Source organism: Streptococcus mitis, assembly GCF_965111735.1.
GTDB lineage: Bacteria > Bacillota > Bacilli > Lactobacillales > Streptococcaceae > Streptococcus > Streptococcus mitis_DR.
The window spans coordinates 1,962,712-1,980,172 of sequence record NZ_OZ217346.1 but is presented as its reverse complement, the minus strand read 5'-3'; the positions used below and the strand labels follow the sequence as shown (position 1 = coordinate 1,980,172).

The following is a 17,461-nucleotide window of genomic DNA, read 5'->3' as shown; positions in this document are numbered from 1 at the left end:
AGTTCCGCTATGGTGGAAGTTAGTGTGAGACGTTTGAATGGGGTTGAAGGTTAATTTTTAGAACGAGTAATGTAGCAAACTGACAGACGTCTTCTGCAGGTATTTTAGAAATACCAAGAAGCTTAGGAATCTCTTCTCTGTAAGTAAAAGCAAGGAGTTCATGGGCTGACTTTCCATTCAAAGCAGCGCGTTTGACACTGTTGACATGCGAACAAACGAGATTAATGTCCTCTTGAGTTAAGTTGTCAAAAGAAGTTCCCTTTGGTAGAATATCGCGAATCAGCGTGTGATTTTTCTCAATTCTGTCTTTCTGGTCAGAGCGATTAGGGTCACAAAAGAAGAGTCTACTCTCTCCTCGCACATCCATTTCGATTTCATCAACCCTGACAAACTCTTCACCATTATCTGTCAGAATGACAGGAAAGAGTTGGAAGAAATCTTTGTCAGCTTGGTGAAGAGTGTTCTTGATGTCATAGAGGTGTTTGGTAACCTCAAGGGCAGTTTTATTATCCAGAAGTCTAGCGAAGATAAAGTTACAGAAAGATAGATTGAAGGTGAGTAGGACTTTACCTCCCATCCTCCCCAGAACTGTATCCATTTCTAGCCAAGAGTCTAGTTGATTAAGGGCTAAATAGTTTTGGAAATCCTCATAGGAACGGCTTTTTTCGCTTCTTTAGGGATGGAAGGTAGCTTACTTTTCCGTCTTTCTTTGAATTTAACGGCTCTGGCTAGGTCAATAGGAGCGATAGATAGGTATCCTTTTCGGATGTGTCGATAGACAGTTGAGGAGCTGACATCAAGGTTATGAGTTTTGAGGATATGATAGATGTGTTGTCCCTTTTTAACACCATCAGAAATGACTTTGTCCATGTCCCAGAAGGTCTTGGAATTGAGGGGAGTTCCTTCACGAGCTTCGACAAGAGTTTGTTCGTACTGCTTTTGAGCTTGCTTAGCGAGGTAGAAGATTTTTTTAAATCCACAATTTTGTCTTCTTTTAGGGCATCCATTACAGACAAAGGTATCCTTATCGAGTAGAGGACAAGGAAGGTTGTTAGAGGTAGAGTCTCTAATTTATTTGTTTCGTTTGACTTCTTTAGAAACAGTAGTTGGGTCTTTTAGAATAAGTTGCCTAATAGCTTTGAATGTTTCCCCGCGTTCTAAGCCTAATTGGATATCATTGCGGTCTGAAAGTGTAAGGTGTTTCTTTTTTGTCATAGTAGACCTCATTTCTAACTCAAACGTCTTACACTTAATTCCACCATAAAAATCCGTTTTAGACTAATTTCCACTTTGACCAGCCAAGTGGAAGTTACTTTGAGAAGTTACCTAAAAAATTCTACCGCATACAAAAGAAAAATATCTTGACAACCAAGGGAAAAATTTGTTACAATAATAGACGGTACTTTTTACTTTTGGTCTCTCAAGAGTGTACAGGGACGTGCTGACAAATGTTGCAAAAGTACACACAGATGATAGCTGTCACCAAGTGTATCATCACCAAAAATAAAAAAACACAGGAGAATGTAGATGCCTACAATTAACCAATTGGTTCGCAAACCGCGTAAATCAAAAGTAGAAAAATCTAAATCACCAGCTTTGAACGTTGGTTATAACAGTCATAAAAAAGTTCAAACAAACGTTTCTTCACCACAAAAACGTGGTGTTGCAACTCGTGTTGGAACAATGACACCTAAAAAACCTAACTCAGCCCTTCGTAAATTCGCTCGTGTACGTTTGAGCAACCTTATCGAAGTTACTGCCTACATCCCAGGTATCGGACACAACTTGCAAGAGCACAGCGTGGTTCTTCTTCGTGGTGGACGTGTAAAAGACCTTCCAGGGGTACGTTACCATATCGTCCGTGGTGCACTTGATACTGCAGGTGTTAACGATCGTAAACAAGGCCGTTCTAAATACGGTACTAAACGTCCAAAAGCATAAGGAAAGGGGATAAAGAGAAATGAGTCGTAAAAATAGAGCTCCAAAACGTGACGTATTGCCAGATCCGCTTTACAATTCACAATTAGTTACTCGTCTTATCAACCGCGTTATGCTTGACGGTAAACGTGGTACAGCTGCTTCAATCGTTTACGGTGCTTTTGAGCAAATCAAAGAAGCTACTGGCAACGATGCACTTGAAGTATTTGAAACAGCTATGGAAAACATCATGCCTGTACTTGAAGTACGTGCACGTCGTGTTGGTGGTTCTAACTACCAAGTCCCAGTTGAAGTTCGTCCAGAACGTCGTACAACACTTGGACTTCGTTGGTTGGTAACAATCGCTCGTCTTCGTGGTGAACACACAATGCAAGACCGTCTTGCAAAAGAAATCTTGGATGCTGCTAACAACACTGGTGCAGCAGTTAAGAAACGTGAAGACACTCACCGTATGGCTGAAGCTAACCGTGCATTCGCACACTTCCGTTGGTAAAATCATGATGCTAGGAACGGTAAGGATGCAAGGTGAAAATAGGAAACTGACGCAGTATTCGACGAATACAAGGAAGTTTATCTTTTTCACACAGCATCCCGTTCCGGCTCAAATCGGCTAATTAACTTTAGCCCGAGTTCAACTCAACTTACCATCTCGTAAGTTGAAACCAACAATAGCATGAAAACATTGAGAACGGGTAGGTCCTGCCTATCCGTTTTTATTAAAATCGTGTTATAATAGAATAGAAATCAAAAATAAATAGGAGAAACAAACCTCATGGCACGCGAATTTTCACTTGAAAAAACTCGTAATATCGGTATCATGGCTCACGTCGATGCTGGTAAAACAACAACTACTGAGCGTATTCTTTACTACACTGGTAAAATCCACAAAATCGGTGAAACTCACGAAGGTGCGTCACAAATGGACTGGATGGAGCAAGAGCAAGAACGTGGTATCACTATCACATCTGCTGCGACAACAGCTCAATGGAACAACCACCGCGTAAACATCATCGACACACCAGGACACGTAGACTTCACAATCGAAGTACAACGTTCTCTTCGTGTATTGGATGGTGCGGTTACCGTTCTTGACTCACAATCAGGTGTTGAACCTCAAACTGAAACAGTTTGGCGTCAAGCAACTGAGTACGGAGTTCCACGTATCGTATTTGCCAACAAAATGGACAAAATCGGTGCTGACTTCCTTTACTCTGTAAGCACACTTCACGATCGTCTTCAGGCAAATGCACACCCAATCCAATTGCCAATCGGTTCTGAAGATGACTTCCGTGGTATCATCGACTTGATCAAGATGAAAGCTGAAATCTATACTAATGACCTTGGTACAGATATCCTTGAAGAAGATATTCCAGCAGAATACCTTGACCAAGCTCAAGAATACCGTGAAAAATTGATCGAAGCAGTTGCTGAAACTGACGAAGAATTGATGATGAAATACCTTGAAGGTGAAGAAATCACTAACGAAGAATTGAAAGCTGGTATCCGTAAAGCGACTATCAACGTTGAATTCTTCCCAGTATTGTGTGGTTCTGCCTTCAAGAACAAAGGTGTTCAATTGATGCTTGATGCGGTTATCGACTACCTTCCAAGTCCACTTGACATCCCAGCAATCAAAGGTATCAACCCAGACACAGATGAAGAAGAAACTCGTCCAGCATCTGATGAAGAGCCATTTGCAGCTCTTGCCTTCAAGATCATGACAGACCCATTCGTAGGTCGTTTGACATTCTTCCGTGTTTACTCAGGTGTGCTTCAATCAGGTTCTTACGTATTGAACACTTCTAAAGGTAAACGTGAACGTATCGGACGTATCCTTCAAATGCACGCTAACAGCCGTCAAGAAATCGACACTGTTTACTCAGGTGATATCGCTGCTGCCGTTGGTTTGAAAGATACTACAACTGGTGACTCATTGACAGATGAAAAAGCTAAAATCATCCTTGAGTCAATCAACGTTCCAGAACCAGTTATCCAATTGATGGTTGAGCCAAAATCTAAAGCAGACCAAGACAAGATGGGTATTGCCCTTCAAAAATTGGCTGAAGAAGATCCAACATTCCGCGTTGAAACAAACGTTGAAACTGGTGAAACAGTTATCTCTGGTATGGGTGAACTTCACCTTGACGTCCTTGTTGACCGTATGCGTCGTGAGTTCAAAGTTGAAGCGAACGTAGGTGCTCCTCAAGTATCTTACCGTGAAACATTCCGCGCTTCTACTCAAGCACGTGGATTCTTCAAACGTCAGTCTGGTGGTAAAGGTCAATTCGGTGATGTATGGATTGAATTTACTCCAAACGAAGAAGGTAAAGGATTCGAATTTGAAAACGCAATCGTCGGTGGTGTGGTTCCTCGTGAATTTATCCCAGCGGTTGAAAAAGGTTTGGTAGAATCTATGGCTAACGGTGTACTTGCAGGTTACCCAATGGTTGACGTTAAAGCTAAACTTTACGATGGTTCATACCACGATGTCGACTCATCTGAAACTGCCTTCAAGATTGCGGCTTCACTTGCCCTTAAAGAAGCTGCTAAATCAGCGCAACCAGCTATCCTTGAGCCAATGATGCTTGTAACAATCACTGTTCCAGAAGAAAACCTTGGTGATGTTATGGGTCACGTAACTGCTCGTCGTGGACGTGTAGATGGTATGGAAGCACATGGTAACAGCCAAATCGTTCGTGCTTACGTTCCACTTGCTGAAATGTTCGGTTACGCAACAGTTCTTCGTTCTGCATCTCAAGGACGTGGTACATTCATGATGGTATTTGACCACTACGAAGATGTACCTAAGTCAGTACAAGAAGAAATCATTAAGAAAAACAAAGGTGAAGACTAATCAGTCCTCACTCTAGAAGGAAGTCACTTAGTGGCTTCCTTTTTTGGATAGTTCCGATAAATTTTATAGATTCTGAAAACATGCACTCATAAAAATTTCATATAAAAATGAGTTAAAGTTATTTGCGGAAGAAATATATAATTATCAATAGAAATAAGTTGAAAAAAATATAAACTACCTTTTAAAAACTTATAAAAAAAGGAGAACATTCATAAATAAACGTTAAAATAGAAAATTCAGAAAATTTCTTCTTTTGTCTTGAAAATTTTTGAAAAAATGGTATGATAGTAACAAGTTATTTTTAAGAGAAGAGAAAGGGGAACAATGGAGAAAATCAGTTTAGAATCTCCTAAGACGGGGTCGGACCTAGTTTTGGAAACACTTCGTGATTTAGGAATTGATACCATCTTTGGTTATCCTGGTGGTGCTGTCTTGCCTTTTTATGATGCGATATATAATTTTAAAGGCATTCGTCACATTCTAGGACGCCATGAGCAAGGTTGCCTGCATGAAGCTGAAGGTTATGCCAAATCAACTGGAAAGTTGGGTGTTGCCGTCGTCACTAGCGGACCGGGAGCAACAAATGCCATTACAGGGATTGCGGATGCCATGAGCGATAGCGTTCCCCTTTTGGTCTTTACAGGTCAGGTGGCGCGAGCAGGGATTGGGAAAGATGCCTTTCAGGAAGCAGACATCGTGGGAATTACCATGCCAATCACTAAGTACAATTACCAAGTTCGTGAGACGGCTGATATTCCGCGTATCATTACGGAAGCTGTCCATATCGCGACTACAGGCCGTCCAGGGCCAGTTGTCATTGACCTACCAAAAGACGTATCTGCTTTAGAAACAGACTTCATCTATTCACCAGAAGTGAACTTACCAAGCTATCAGCCGACTCTTGAGCCGAATGATATGCAAATCAAGAAAATCTTGAAGCAATTATCCAAGGCTAAAAAACCAGTCTTGCTGGCTGGTGGCGGAATTAGTTATGCTGAAGCTGCTGCAGAATTAAATGAATTTGCAGAACGCTATCAAATTCCAGTGGTAACAAGTCTTTTGGGACAAGGTACGATTGCAACGACTCATCCACTCTTCCTTGGAATGGGAGGTATGCATGGGTCTTTCGCAGCTAATATTGCTATGACGGAAGCTGACTTTATGATTAGTATTGGTTGCCGTTTCGATGACCGCTTGACAGGAAATCCTAAGACCTTCGCTAAGAATGCTAAGGTCGCCCACATTGATATTGACCCAGCTGAGATTGGTAAGATTATCAGTGCAGATATTCCTGTAGTTGGAGATGCTAAGAAAGCCTTGCAAATGTTGCTGGCCGAACCAACCGTTCATAACAATACTGAGAAATGGATTGAGAAGGTTACTAAAGACAAGAACCGTGTTCGTTCTTATGACAAAAAAGAACGTGTGGTTCAACCGCAAGCCGTTATTGAACGAATTGGTGAATTGACGAATGGAGATGCCATTGTGGTCACAGACGTTGGTCAACACCAAATGTGGACAGCCCAGTATTATCCTTACCAAAATGAGCGTCAGTTAGTGACTTCAGGTGGTTTGGGAACCATGGGATTTGGAATTCCAGCAGCAATTGGAGCTAAAATTGCTAACCCAGATAAGGAAGTAGTCTTGTTTGTTGGGGATGGTGGTTTCCAAATGACCAACCAGGAATTGGCTATTTTGAACATTTACAAGGTGCCAATCAAGGTGATTATGCTGAACAACCACTCACTTGGAATGGTCCGCCAGTGGCAAGAATCCTTCTATGAAGGTAGAACATCTGAGTCGGTCTTTGATACTCTTCCTGATTTCCAACTGATGGCACAGGCTTATGGCATTAAAAACTATAAGTTTGACAATCCTGAGACCTTGGCTCAAGACCTTGAAGTCATCACTGAGGATGTTCCTATGCTAATCGAGGTAGATATTTCTCGTAAGGAACAGGTGTTACCAATGGTACCGGCTGGTAAGAGTAATCATGAGATGTTGGGGGTGAAGTTCCATGCGTAGAATGTTAACAGCAAAACTACAAAATCGTTCAGGAGTCCTCAATCGCTTTACCGGTGTCCTGTCTCGCCGTCAGGTTAATATTGAAAGCATCTCTGTTGGAGCAACAGAAGATCCGAATGTATCGCGTATCACTATTATTATTGATGTTGCTTCTCATGATGAGGTGGAGCAAATCATCAAGCAGCTCAATCGTCAGATTGATGTGATTCGCATTCGTGATATTACAGACAAGCCTCATTTGGAGCGCGAGGTGATTTTGGTTAAGATGTCAGCGCCAGCTGAGAAACGAGCTGAGATTCTGGCGATTATTCAACCTTTCCGTGCAACGGTGGTAGACGTAGCACCAAGTTCAATTACTATTCAGATGACAGGAAATGCAGAAAAGAGCGAAGCCCTGTTGCGAGTCATTCGACCATACGGTATTCGCAATATTGCTCGAACTGGTGCAACTGGATTTACCCGCGATTAATACTCTTCGAAAATCAAATTCAAATCACGTCAGCTTTGCCTTGCCGTACTCAAGTACAGCCTGCGGCTAGCTTCCTAATTTGCTCTTTGATTTTCATTGAGTATAAAAATATTTTAAATTTGTTAAACCAGCCTAAAAGGCAATAAATAATAGAAAAGAGAGAAAAAACTATGGCAGTTCAAATGGAATACGAAAAAGATGTTAAAGTAGCAGCACTTGACGGTAAAAAAATCGCCGTTATCGGTTATGGTTCACAAGGACATGCGCATGCTCAAAACTTGCGTGATTCAGGTCGCGATGTCATTATCGGTGTACGTCCAGGTAAATCTTTTGACAAAGCAAAAGAAGACGGATTTGACACTTATACAGTAGCAGAAGCTACTAAATTGGCTAATGTTATCATGATTTTGGCACCAGACGAAATCCAACAAGAATTGTACGAAGCAGAAATCGCTCCAAACTTGGAAGCTGGAAATGCAGTTGGATTTGCTCACGGTTTCAACATCCACTTTGAATTTATCAAAGTACCTGCAGATGTAGATGTCTTCATGTGTGCTCCTAAAGGACCAGGACACTTGGTACGTCGTACTTATGAAGAAGGATTTGGTGTTCCAGCTCTTTACGCAGTATACCAAGATGCAACAGGAAATGCGAAAAACATTGCTATGGACTGGTGTAAAGGTGTTGGAGCAGCTCGTGTAGGTCTTCTTGAAACAACTTACAAAGAAGAAACTGAAGAAGATTTGTTTGGTGAACAAGCTGTACTTTGCGGTGGTTTGACTGCTCTTATCGAAGCTGGTTTCGAAGTCTTGACAGAAGCAGGATACGCTCCAGAATTGGCTTACTTTGAAGTTCTTCACGAAATGAAATTAATCGTTGACTTGATCTATGAAGGTGGATTCAAGAAAATGCGTCAATCAATTTCAAACACTGCTGAGTACGGTGACTATGTATCAGGTCCACGTGTAATTACTGAGCAAGTTAAAGAAAACATGAAAGCTGTCTTGGCAGACATCCAAAATGGTAAATTTGCAAATGGCTTTGTAAATGACTATAAAGCTGGACGTCCAAAATTGACTGCTTACCGTGAACAAGCAGCTAACCTTGAAATTGAAAAAGTTGGTGCAGAATTGCGTAAAGCAATGCCATTTGTTGGTAAAAATGACGATGATGCATTCAAAATCTATAACTAATTGATAGAGATTAAGGTGAAGGCGAGTTGGGGGACTAACTCGCTTTTATAATCAATTCATCTCTTTTTAAAAGAATGGATTGCGATAAGTATGAAATAGTCTAGGAGAAAATGATGTTAAGTTCAAAAGATATAATCAAGGCTCATAAAGTCTTGAACGGTGTGGTTGTGAATACCCCACTGGATTACGACCATTATTTATCGGAGAAGTATGGTGCTAAGATTTATTTGAAAAAGGAAAATGCTCAACGTGTTCGTTCTTTTAAAATTCGTGGTGCCTATTATGCCATTTCGCAGCTCAGCAAGGAAGAGCGTGAGCGTGGGGTAGTCTGTGCCTCTGCGGGGAATCATGCACAGGGAGTTGCCTATACTTGTAATGAAATGAAGATTCCTGCTACTATCTTTATGCCCATTACTACTCCGCAACAAAAAATTGGTCAAGTTCGCTTTTTTGGTGGGGACTTCGTAACTATTAAACTAGTTGGAGATACCTTTGATGCTTCTGCTAAAGCAGCTCAAGAATTTACAGTTTCTGAAAATCGTACCTTTATTGATCCCTTTGATGATGCCCATGTTCAAGCTGGTCAAGGGACAGTTGCTTATGAGATTTTAGAAGAAGCTCGAAAAGAATCGATTTATTTTGATGCTGTCTTGGTTCCTGTTGGTGGTGGCGGTCTCATTGCTGGGGTTTCTACCTATATCAAGGAAACAAGTCCAGAAATTGAAGTCATTGGGGTAGAGGCTAATGGAGCGCGTTCCATGAAGGCTGCTTTTGAAGCTGGTGGACCTGTTAAACTCAAAGAAATTGACAAATTTGCGGATGGGATTGCTGTGCAAAAGGTAGGTCAGTTGACCTATGAAGCAACTCGTCAACATGTTCAAACTTTGGTAGGTGTCGATGAGGGATTGATTTCTGAAACCTTGATTGACCTTTACTCTAAGCAAGGGATTGTCGCAGAACCTGCTGGAGCGGCTAGTATCGCCTCTTTAGAGGTTTTGGCTGAATATATCAAGGGGAAAACCATTTGTTGTATCATTTCTGGAGGAAATAATGATATCAACCGTATGCCTGAAATGGAAGAACGTGCCTTGATTTATGATGGAATCAAGCATTACTTTGTGGTTAATTTTCCACAGCGTCCGGGGGCTTTGCGTGAATTTGTAAATGATATCTTGGGGCCAGATGATGATATCACACGTTTTGAGTATATCAAACGAGCTAGCAAGGGGACAGGCCCAGTATTGATTGGGATTGCCTTGGCAGATAAGCATGATTATGCAGGCTTGATTCGTCGAATGGAAGGTTTTGATCCAGCTTATATTAACTTAAATGGTAACGAAACGCTCTATAATATGCTTGTCTGAGGACTAATAAAAAAATATCATATTATTTGCACAATTGATGTATAGGTGCTATAATGAAGATGAAGAAAGGGGGCGATTCCTATGGACTTAGGAAATCGGTTACGCTATTTCTATCATAACTCATTATAGTACCTATGTTTTTTGATTCAGTTTATAGTAAGGGAGTAAAATTACTTGTTATATGTAAGGAGTTTTTTGAAATCTACTATTTTATATATAGCTAATCTGAAATTTGGCTAAATATAATAGGAATTAGAAAAAATAATCAATACTAATGAGAAGCCTTATACTGAGTTAACTGAGAAGAGTGATAAGATACTAAGAAGATAAAAACAGTGGAAAATGTTGGAAGATAGGATACTATTGTTTCCTAACTACTCATCTTTTTATAGGTTTGAAGAAATAAAAAGTAAACTTGATAAAGTAAATAAATAGTACAAGTTGACCAAATGATTGAATGCTGGTGCAGACATGAAAAAGTCTAAAAGGAGAAAAATACTCGTTAGAAATGGTTTAGAGCAGAAGATTATTTTGTCAAATTTTTTTGTTTTACAGTGGAATAAATAATATGAAATAAGATTAGAATATGTCTAGATTATCGAGAATCAGCATCTGTCAAATATGAATATTATCACATAAATAAGATTTAATAATACAGTTGTTTTAAAGAACTATAAAAATTGTTTTCGACAATGAAAAACCTATATATTATAAGCTTTAATAAGATAGCAAGTAAAAATAAGGGCGTTTATTTTATTGAATATATGTTTTTTATTGACAAAAAGCATAAAAGCGTATACAATTAAATATCGTAAATAAGAAAATAGGAGAAAGACATGGCTAAGTCAAACTTTGAAAAAGTAGAATCAGTTGTTGGCTGGGTTCGTGATAAGAAAATCACAGGCTACCGTATCTCTAAAGAAACGAATGCGCGTGAAATGTCTATCATTGCTCTAGCGCAGGGGCGTGCAAAAGTAAAAAATATTTCGTTTGAAACGGCTCTAGGTTTAATTGATTTCTATGAAAAAAATCATGAAAAATTTGAAGATTAATCTTTGGATAATGGCGGATTCTTGAATAAGGTCTGCCTTTTCATTTATAGGATAACAAAAAGACTGCACAATTGCTGCAGCCTTTTCTTTTTATTTGATACTCTTCGAAAATCAAATTCAAACCACGTCAGCTTCACCTTGCCGTACTCAAGTACAGCCTGCGGCTAGCTTCCTAGTTTGCTCTTTGATTTTCATTGAGTATGAGATAACGTTGAAGGAATTCTTTTGTACGGTCTTCTTTAGGATTAGTGAAGAGGTCTTCTGGTTTACCTTCTTCAGCGATTACACCCTTATCCATGAAGATAACACGGTGAGAGACATCACGGGCGAATTCCATTTCGTGGGTTACGACAATCATAGTCAAGCCTTCCTGAGCCAGATCTTGCATGATTTTGAGGACTTCTCCAACCATTTCTGGATCGAGAGCTGATGTTGGTTCATCAAAGAGAATGGCGTCCGGATTCATGGAGAGGGCACGAGCGATGGCCACACGTTGTTTTTGACCACCTGAGAGTTGTTTTGGTTTCGCTTGCCAGTAGCGTTCTCCCATGCCGACCTTTTCCAGGTTTTCTTTGGCAATCTTTTCAGCTTCTGTACGTTCGCGTTTAAGGACAGTTGTCTGAGCGACAATTGTGTTTTCAAGAACGTTGAGATTTTCAAAGAGGTTAAAGGATTGGAACACCATCCCCAACTTTTCACGGTATTGCGTGAGGTCATAGCCTTTTTCGAGGACGTTTTGTCCATGATAAAGGATTTGTCCATCAGTTGGCGTTTCAAGGAGGTTAATGGAGCGTAGGAAGGTTGATTTTCCGCTTCCAGAGCTTCCGATGATAGAGATTACCTCTCCCTTGTGGACAGTGAGTGAAATGTCTTTTAGCACTTCGTTTTGTCCATAGGATTTTTTGAGGTGTTTAATTTCAAGGATTGCTTGTGTCATTATTTCAAATCCTCCGTTTGCATTTGGTTAGCACCTGTAGTATAGGTATCCATGTCCATGCGGCGTTCGATGAAGCGTAGGATACGTGTTACGGTGAAGGTGAGGACAAAGTAAATCACGGCGATGATTGTAAATGTCTGGAAGTATTGATAGGTTTGTGTTGCCACGGTATTTCCTGAGAAATAAAGTTCGACAACAGAGATAACGTTCAATACAGATGTATCTTTGATATTGATGACAAATTCATTACCAGTTGCTGGTAGGATGTTACGGACAACCTGAGGTAGGACAATCTTACGCATGGTTTGGCTATGAGTCATACCAAGAGCAGTAGCGGCTTCAAATTGTCCCTTGTCAACTGCTAGGATACCACCACGGACGATTTCAGTCATGTAGGCTCCGGTGTTGATTGAAACGATGAAGATAGCAGCCAGTGTACGGTCAAGGTTGATACCGAAAGCTTGGGCAGTTCCATAGTAGATAACCATCGATTGAACGATCATTGGAGTACCACGGAAAATTTCAATGTAGACGTTGAGGATCCAGCCGACTAGTTTTTGTAGACCATAAATGGCTTTATTCTCAGATAGAGGAGCAGTACGGAAAACACCAATGGCAAGCCCAATAATGAGACCTGTGATGGTTCCGACGATAGAAATCAAAAGAGTGACACCAGCACCACGCAAAAGTTGTTGCCAGTTTTCAGAAAGAATTTTAGTGACTTGGCTAAAGAAACTACTGCTAGTCTCTTCAGTTGTTGTAGCTTCGGCAGGTTGTTCCTTGATCATACGATCCATCAAGGCAACTTGATCGTCTTTTGAAATGGTTTCAATGCTGGCATTGATTTGGCTAATACGGTTATCATCTTTACGAAGTCCGATGGCGATAGCTGTATCTTCTTCCCCAGTTTTGAAACCTGGTTCTACTTGAAGCATCTTGAACTTAGAGTTCGCAGCTTCAGCAGTCAGAGCTTCTGGGCGTTCAGAAACATAGGCATCTATGACACCAGCCTCAAGAGCTTGGCGCATTTGAGCGAAGTCTCCCATGGCTGTTTCTTTTTTAGCACCTGGGATTTGTGAAATCAAGTCATAAAGGTAGACACCTTGTTGAGAAGTGATTTTCGCACCATTAAAGTCATCCAAAGATTTGGCATTTGCGTAGGCAGAATCTTTTTTGACTAGTAGAACTGGTTCGCTAGTATAGTAACTGCTTGAAAAGGCAATTTCTTGTTTGCGTTCTGCAGTTGGACTCATACCCGCGATAATCATGTCAATCTTACCAGAAGTAAGGGCAGGGACTAGACCTTCCCACTTTGTTTTAACGACCAGAGGTTCTTTACCTAAGTCCTTAGCGATTTTCTTGGCGATTTGAACATCGTATCCATTGGCATACTGGTTAGTCCCATCGATTTTGACAGCCCCATTGCTATCATCGTCCTGGGTCCAGTTAAAGGGAGCATATGCTGCTTCCATCCCGATGCGTAAATATTCATCGGCTTGGGCAACATTGACAAGTCCCAGCATCAGCAAGAGACTTGTGAAAATAGATAAGTATATTTTTCTCATGATTTCTCCTATTTCTAATCTATTAAAAAATAACTGTCTCCTATTTTATCGAAAAAAACTCTATTTTTCAATATAGGTAAGCCCTTACTTATGAAAAAATGATATAATGATAGCAAAGATAAAAAGGGGGCTTAGTTGATGAAAAAAACTTTTTTCTTACTGGTGTTAGGCTTGTTTTGCCTTCTGCCACACTTTGTTTTTGCCATTGATTTCAAGATAAACTCTTATCAAGGAGATTTGTATATTCATGCAGACAATACGGCAGAATTTAGACAGAAGATAGTTTACCAGTTTGAGGAGGACTTTAAGGGTCAAATTGTGGGACTTGGACGTGCTGGCAAGATGCCTAGCGGATTTGACATTGATCCTCATCCAAAGGTTCAGGCTGCGAAAAACGGTGCTGAACTGACAGATGTTACGAGCGAAGTGATAGAAGGAGCAGATGGTTATACTGTTAAAGTTTATAATCCAGGTCAAGAAGGCGACACAGTTGAAGTTGACCTCACGTGGAATTTAAAAAATTTGCTTTTTCTATATGATGACATCGCTGAATTAAATTGGCAACCTCTGACAGATAGTTCAGGAACTATTGGAAAGTTTGAATTTCATGTAAGGGGAGATAAGGGGGCTGAAAAACTCTTTTTCCATACAGGGAAACTTTTTAGAGAGGGAACGATTGAAAAGAGTAACCTTGATTATACTATCCGTTTAGACAATCTTCCGGCTAAGCGTGGAGTTGAATTGCATGCCTACTGGCCTCGAACTGATTTTGCTAGCGCTAGGGATCAGGGATTGAAAGGCAATCGTTTAGACGAGTTTAATAAGATAGAAGACTCGATTGTTAAAGAAAAGGACCAGAGTAAACAACTCGTTACTTGGGTCTTCCCTTCGATACTTTCTATTTCCTTGTTATTGAGTGTCTGCTTCTATTTTATTTATATAAGAAAGACCACTCCTTCGGTCAAATATGCCAAAAATCATCGTATATATGAACCACCAATGGAATTAGAGCCTATGGTTTTATCAGAAGCTGTCTACTCAACCTCTTTGGAGGAAGTGAGTCCCTTGGTCAAGGGAGCTGGAAAATTCACCTTTGACCAACTTATTCAAGCTACCTTGCTAGATGTGATAGATCGTGGGAATGTCTCTATCATTTCAGAAGGAGATGCAGTTGGATTGAGGCTAGTAAAAGAAGATGGTTTGTCCAATTTTGAGAAAGACTGTCTAAATCTGGCTTTTTCAGGCAAAAAAGAAGAAACTCTTTCCAATTTGTTTGCGGATTACAAGGTATCTGATAGTCTTTATCGTAGAGCTAAAGCTGCTGATGAAAAACGGATTCAAGCAAAGGGGCGTCAGCTCAAATCTTCTTTTGAAGAAGTATTGAAACAGATGCAAGAAGGAGTGAGAAATCGAGTTTCCTTCTGGGGGCTCCCAGATTATTATCGTCCTTTAACTGGTGGGGAAAAGGCCTTGCAAGTGGGTATGGGGGTCTTGACTATCTTGCCCCTATTTATCGGATTTGGTTTGTTCTTGTACAGTTTGGATGTTTATGGATATCTTTACATCCCCTTGCCAATACTTGGTTTTTTAGGTTTGGTGTTGGCTGTTTTCTATTATTGGAAGCTTCGATTAGATAATCGTGATGGTGTCCTAAATGAAGCAGGAGCAGAAGTATACTATCTCTGGACCAGTTTTGAAAATATGTTGCGTGAGATTGCAAGATTGGATCAGGCTGAATTGGAAAGTATTGTGGTCTGGAATCGCCTCTTGGTCTATGCGACCTTATTTGGCTATGCGGACAAGGTCAGCCATTTGATGAAGGTTCATCAGATTAAAGTGGAAAATCCAGATATCAATCTATATGTAGCTTATGGTTGGAATAGTATGTTTTATCATTCAAGCGCGCAAATGAGCCATTATGCCAGTGTCGCAAATACAGCAAGTACCTACTCCGTATCTTCTGGAAGTGGAAGTTCTGGCGGAGGCTTCTCTGGAGGCGGAGGCGGAGGCAGTATCGGCGCCTTTTAAAGAGAGCTATCACTGGCTGAAAAAATATGCTATAATGGAAGATAGAAAAAGGAGTAATCTATGTATCTTATTGAAATTTTAAAATCTATCTTCTTCGGGATTGTTGAAGGAATTACGGAATGGCTGCCGATTTCAAGTACAGGTCACTTGATTTTAGCAGAGGAATTTATCCAATACCAAAATCAAAATGAAGTCTTTATGTCCATGTTTAATGTCGTGATTCAGCTTGGTGCGATTTTGGCGGTTATGGTGATTTACTTTAATAAGCTCAATCCCTTTAAACCGGGTAAAGACAAGCAGGAAGTTCGTAAGACTTGGAGACTGTGGTTGAAGGTCTTGGTTGCCACTTTGCCTTTACTTGCCGTCTTTAAATTTGATGATTGGTTTGATACTCACTTCCATAATATGGTTTCAGTTGCTCTCATGTTGATTATCTATGGGATTGCCTTTATCTATTTGGAAAAGCGCAATAAAGCGCGTGCTATAGAGCCAAGTGTGACAGAGTTGGACAAGCTTCCTTATACGACAGCTTTCTATATCGGTCTTTTCCAAGTTCTTGCCCTTTTACCAGGGACCAGTCGTTCAGGCGCAACGATTGTCGGTGGTTTGTTAAATGGAACCAGTCGTTCAGTTGTGACAGAATTTACCTTCTATCTTGGGATTCCTGTTATGTTTGGAGCTAGTGCCTTAAAGATTTTCAAATTTATAAAAGCAGGAGAACTCTTGAGCTTTGGGCAATTGTTTTTGCTCTTGGTTGCGATGGGAGTCGCCTTTGCGGTCAGCATGATCGCTATTCGTTTCTTGACCAGCTATGTGAAAAAACACGACTTTACCCTTTTCGGTAAATACCGCATCGTGCTTGGTAGTGTTTTGCTACTTTACAGTTTTGTCCGTTTATTTGTATAAGAAAAACCTTGAAGGGTTCAGACTCTTCAAGGTTTTAAAATCCAGTCATGGTAATCCCCAGCAGGCGGACACCTCTTTCTTTCTCGCTTAATTCTTCATAGAGTTGCAGGGCTATTTGACTTATCTGACTAGCATCCTGTGTTTTTTGAGAAAGACTTTTTCGTTTAGTAAGAGTTGAAAAGTTATCGTAGCGGATTTTCAAAATGACAATTTTTCCAGCTTTTTCTTGTTGATTGAGATTGAGAGCGACTCTTTCTGATAGAAGAGCTAGCTCTTTTTTGATGTCTTCCTCAGCACGGAGAATCTTTCCATAGGTTTTCTCCTTGCCAATTGATTTACGGATACGATTGGATTTGACTGGGGAATTGTGGATACCTCGAGCCTTTCGATACAGGTCATAGCCCAGTCTGCCAAAACGGTCTATTAGGGTCACTTCAGGAACTTCAAGCAAATCAGCGCCAGTAAAAACGCCCATTTGATGAAGACGTTCTACTGTCTTTTTTCCTACTCCATGAAACTTGGCCACGTCCATTTGTTTGAGAAAATCCTCAGCTTGGTCAGGTAGAATCACTGTCAGACCATGAGGTTTTTGATAATCGCTAGCCATTTTAGCCAAGAATTTGTTATAAGAAACGCCAGCAGAAGCAGTTAGATGGAGTTCTTGCCAGATATCCTCTTGAATGAGGCGAGCAATTTTGACCGCTGACTTGATACCGAGTTTATTTTCTGTCACATCCAAATAGGCTTCGTCAATACTCATAGGTTCAATCAAATCTGTATAGCGCTTAAAAATAGCTCGAATCTGGAGCCCCACAGATTTGTATTTCTCATAATTCCCTGAGATGAAGATTGCCTGGGGACAACGCTCATAGGCTTCCTTAGAGCTCATGGCTGAATGGACACCAAAAGCTCGCGCTTCATAGCTACAAGTTGAAACGACACCACGCCCACCTGTTTGCCGAGGGTCACTGCCGATAATGACAGGTTTTCCTCTGAGTTTAGGATTATCTCTGATTTCCACCGCAGCAAAAAAGGCATCCATGTCAATATGGATGATTTTTCTTGACAAATCATTTAATAAGGGAAAAATCAACATGCCTAGCACCTTTTTACTGCTTATTTTCTTTTAT

General features: G+C 40.5%; 13 protein-coding genes and 1 pseudogene. 10 read left to right on the top strand and 4 right to left on the bottom strand.

The genetic code is table 11. From position 1 onward, the window contains the following. Window positions 1–19: 19 nt before the first annotated feature. A pseudogene (locus tag ACLV7W_RS09530) lies at window positions 20–1,215 on the bottom strand (IS30 family transposase). Window positions 1,216–1,527: 312 nt separating this feature from the next. Here ACLV7W_RS09530 and rpsL point away from each other — a divergent pair. The 8 genes from rpsL (at window position 1,528) to ACLV7W_RS09490 (ending at window position 10,895) form a co-directional block, all read left to right on the top strand. Continuing rightward, on the top strand, window positions 1,528–1,941 hold the full coding sequence (gene rpsL / locus ACLV7W_RS09525) for a 30S ribosomal protein S12 (protein WP_001142332.1): 414 nt from the start codon (window positions 1,528–1,530) through the stop codon (window positions 1,939–1,941). Window positions 1,942–1,960: 19 nt separating this feature from the next. Next, complete coding sequence (gene rpsG, locus ACLV7W_RS09520; protein ID WP_000087873.1) at window positions 1,961–2,431, top strand: 30S ribosomal protein S7; 471 nt, start codon at window positions 1,961–1,963, stop codon at window positions 2,429–2,431. Between the two features lie 279 nt (window positions 2,432–2,710). Continuing rightward, window positions 2,711–4,792, top strand: a complete 2,082-nt coding sequence (gene fusA / locus ACLV7W_RS09515) for an elongation factor G (protein ID WP_000090348.1) — start codon at window positions 2,711–2,713, stop codon at window positions 4,790–4,792. Between the two features lie 324 nt (window positions 4,793–5,116). Next, on the top strand, window positions 5,117–6,817 hold the full coding sequence (locus tag ACLV7W_RS09510) for an acetolactate synthase large subunit (protein WP_411865859.1): 1,701 nt from the start codon (window positions 5,117–5,119) through the stop codon (window positions 6,815–6,817). Next, a complete protein-coding gene (ilvN, locus tag ACLV7W_RS09505) occupies window positions 6,810–7,286 on the top strand; it encodes an acetolactate synthase small subunit (protein ID WP_001253803.1) in 477 nt (158 codons plus the stop codon). Before ACLV7W_RS09510 ends, ilvN begins: the two co-directional genes overlap by 8 nt. A gap of 170 nt (window positions 7,287–7,456) precedes the next feature. Next, window positions 7,457–8,479 carry a ketol-acid reductoisomerase gene (gene ilvC, locus ACLV7W_RS09500; RefSeq protein ID WP_150922758.1) on the top strand — a complete coding sequence of 341 codons (1,023 nt, stop codon included), beginning with the start codon at window positions 7,457–7,459 and terminating at the stop codon, window positions 8,477–8,479. 113 nt (window positions 8,480–8,592) lie between these two features. Next, the gene (gene ilvA, locus ACLV7W_RS09495) at window positions 8,593–9,843 is read left to right on the top strand and encodes a threonine ammonia-lyase IlvA (protein ID WP_125392904.1); all 1,251 of its coding nucleotides are present in this window, start codon (window positions 8,593–8,595) and stop codon (window positions 9,841–9,843) included. A gap of 836 nt (window positions 9,844–10,679) precedes the next feature. Further along, a complete protein-coding gene (locus ACLV7W_RS09490) occupies window positions 10,680–10,895 on the top strand; it encodes a hypothetical protein (RefSeq protein WP_001130036.1) in 216 nt (71 codons plus the stop codon). A 172-nt stretch (window positions 10,896–11,067) separates the two neighbouring features. Here the strand turns inward: ACLV7W_RS09490 and ACLV7W_RS09485 are convergent, their stop codons facing one another. Continuing rightward, complete coding sequence (locus ACLV7W_RS09485) at window positions 11,068–11,832, bottom strand: amino acid ABC transporter ATP-binding protein (protein ID WP_000189476.1); 765 nt, start codon at window positions 11,830–11,832, stop codon at window positions 11,068–11,070. Next, complete coding sequence (locus tag ACLV7W_RS09480) at window positions 11,832–13,397, bottom strand: ABC transporter substrate-binding protein/permease (RefSeq protein WP_411865858.1); 1,566 nt, start codon at window positions 13,395–13,397, stop codon at window positions 11,832–11,834. The genes ACLV7W_RS09485 and ACLV7W_RS09480 overlap by 1 nt, the downstream gene beginning before the upstream one ends. Before the next feature lie 138 nt (window positions 13,398–13,535). Between ACLV7W_RS09480 and ACLV7W_RS09475 the strand changes: the two genes are divergently transcribed. Continuing rightward, complete coding sequence (locus tag ACLV7W_RS09475; protein ID WP_411865857.1) at window positions 13,536–15,425, top strand: DUF2207 family protein; 1,890 nt, start codon at window positions 13,536–13,538, stop codon at window positions 15,423–15,425. Window positions 15,426–15,485: 60 nt separating this feature from the next. Continuing rightward, the gene (locus ACLV7W_RS09470) at window positions 15,486–16,331 is read left to right on the top strand and encodes an undecaprenyl-diphosphate phosphatase (protein WP_411865856.1); all 846 of its coding nucleotides are present in this window, start codon (window positions 15,486–15,488) and stop codon (window positions 16,329–16,331) included. Window positions 16,332–16,365: 34 nt separating this feature from the next. Here the strand turns inward: ACLV7W_RS09470 and dinB are convergent, their stop codons facing one another. Beyond that, the gene (gene dinB, locus ACLV7W_RS09465) at window positions 16,366–17,427 is read right to left on the bottom strand and encodes a DNA polymerase IV (RefSeq protein ID WP_411865855.1); all 1,062 of its coding nucleotides are present in this window, start codon (window positions 17,425–17,427) and stop codon (window positions 16,366–16,368) included. Between the last annotated feature and the right edge of the window lie 34 nt (window positions 17,428–17,461).

Excerpts from the sequence above, each read along its gene's own strand:
- rpsL (WP_001142332.1), top strand. The coding sequence starts at position 1,528 with ATGCCTACAATTAACCAATTGGTTCGCAAACCGCGTAAATCAAAAGTA.
- dinB (WP_411865855.1), bottom strand. The coding sequence starts at position 17,427 with ATGTTGATTTTTCCCTTATTAAATGATTTGTCAAGAAAAATCATCCAT.
- ACLV7W_RS09510 (WP_411865859.1), top strand. The coding sequence starts at position 5,117 with ATGGAGAAAATCAGTTTAGAATCTCCTAAGACGGGGTCGGACCTAGTT.
- fusA (WP_000090348.1), top strand. The coding sequence starts at position 2,711 with ATGGCACGCGAATTTTCACTTGAAAAAACTCGTAATATCGGTATCATG.
- ACLV7W_RS09485 (WP_000189476.1), bottom strand. The coding sequence starts at position 11,832 with ATGACACAAGCAATCCTTGAAATTAAACACCTCAAAAAATCCTATGGA.
- ACLV7W_RS09470 (WP_411865856.1), top strand. The coding sequence starts at position 15,486 with ATGTATCTTATTGAAATTTTAAAATCTATCTTCTTCGGGATTGTTGAA.
- rpsG (WP_000087873.1), top strand. The coding sequence starts at position 1,961 with ATGAGTCGTAAAAATAGAGCTCCAAAACGTGACGTATTGCCAGATCCG.
- ACLV7W_RS09490 (WP_001130036.1), top strand. The coding sequence starts at position 10,680 with ATGGCTAAGTCAAACTTTGAAAAAGTAGAATCAGTTGTTGGCTGGGTT.
- ilvA (WP_125392904.1), top strand. The coding sequence starts at position 8,593 with ATGTTAAGTTCAAAAGATATAATCAAGGCTCATAAAGTCTTGAACGGT.
- ACLV7W_RS09480 (WP_411865858.1), bottom strand. The coding sequence starts at position 13,397 with ATGAGAAAAATATACTTATCTATTTTCACAAGTCTCTTGCTGATGCTG.
- ilvN (WP_001253803.1), top strand. The coding sequence starts at position 6,810 with ATGCGTAGAATGTTAACAGCAAAACTACAAAATCGTTCAGGAGTCCTC.
- ACLV7W_RS09475 (WP_411865857.1), top strand. The coding sequence starts at position 13,536 with ATGAAAAAAACTTTTTTCTTACTGGTGTTAGGCTTGTTTTGCCTTCTG.
- ilvC (WP_150922758.1), top strand. The coding sequence starts at position 7,457 with ATGGCAGTTCAAATGGAATACGAAAAAGATGTTAAAGTAGCAGCACTT.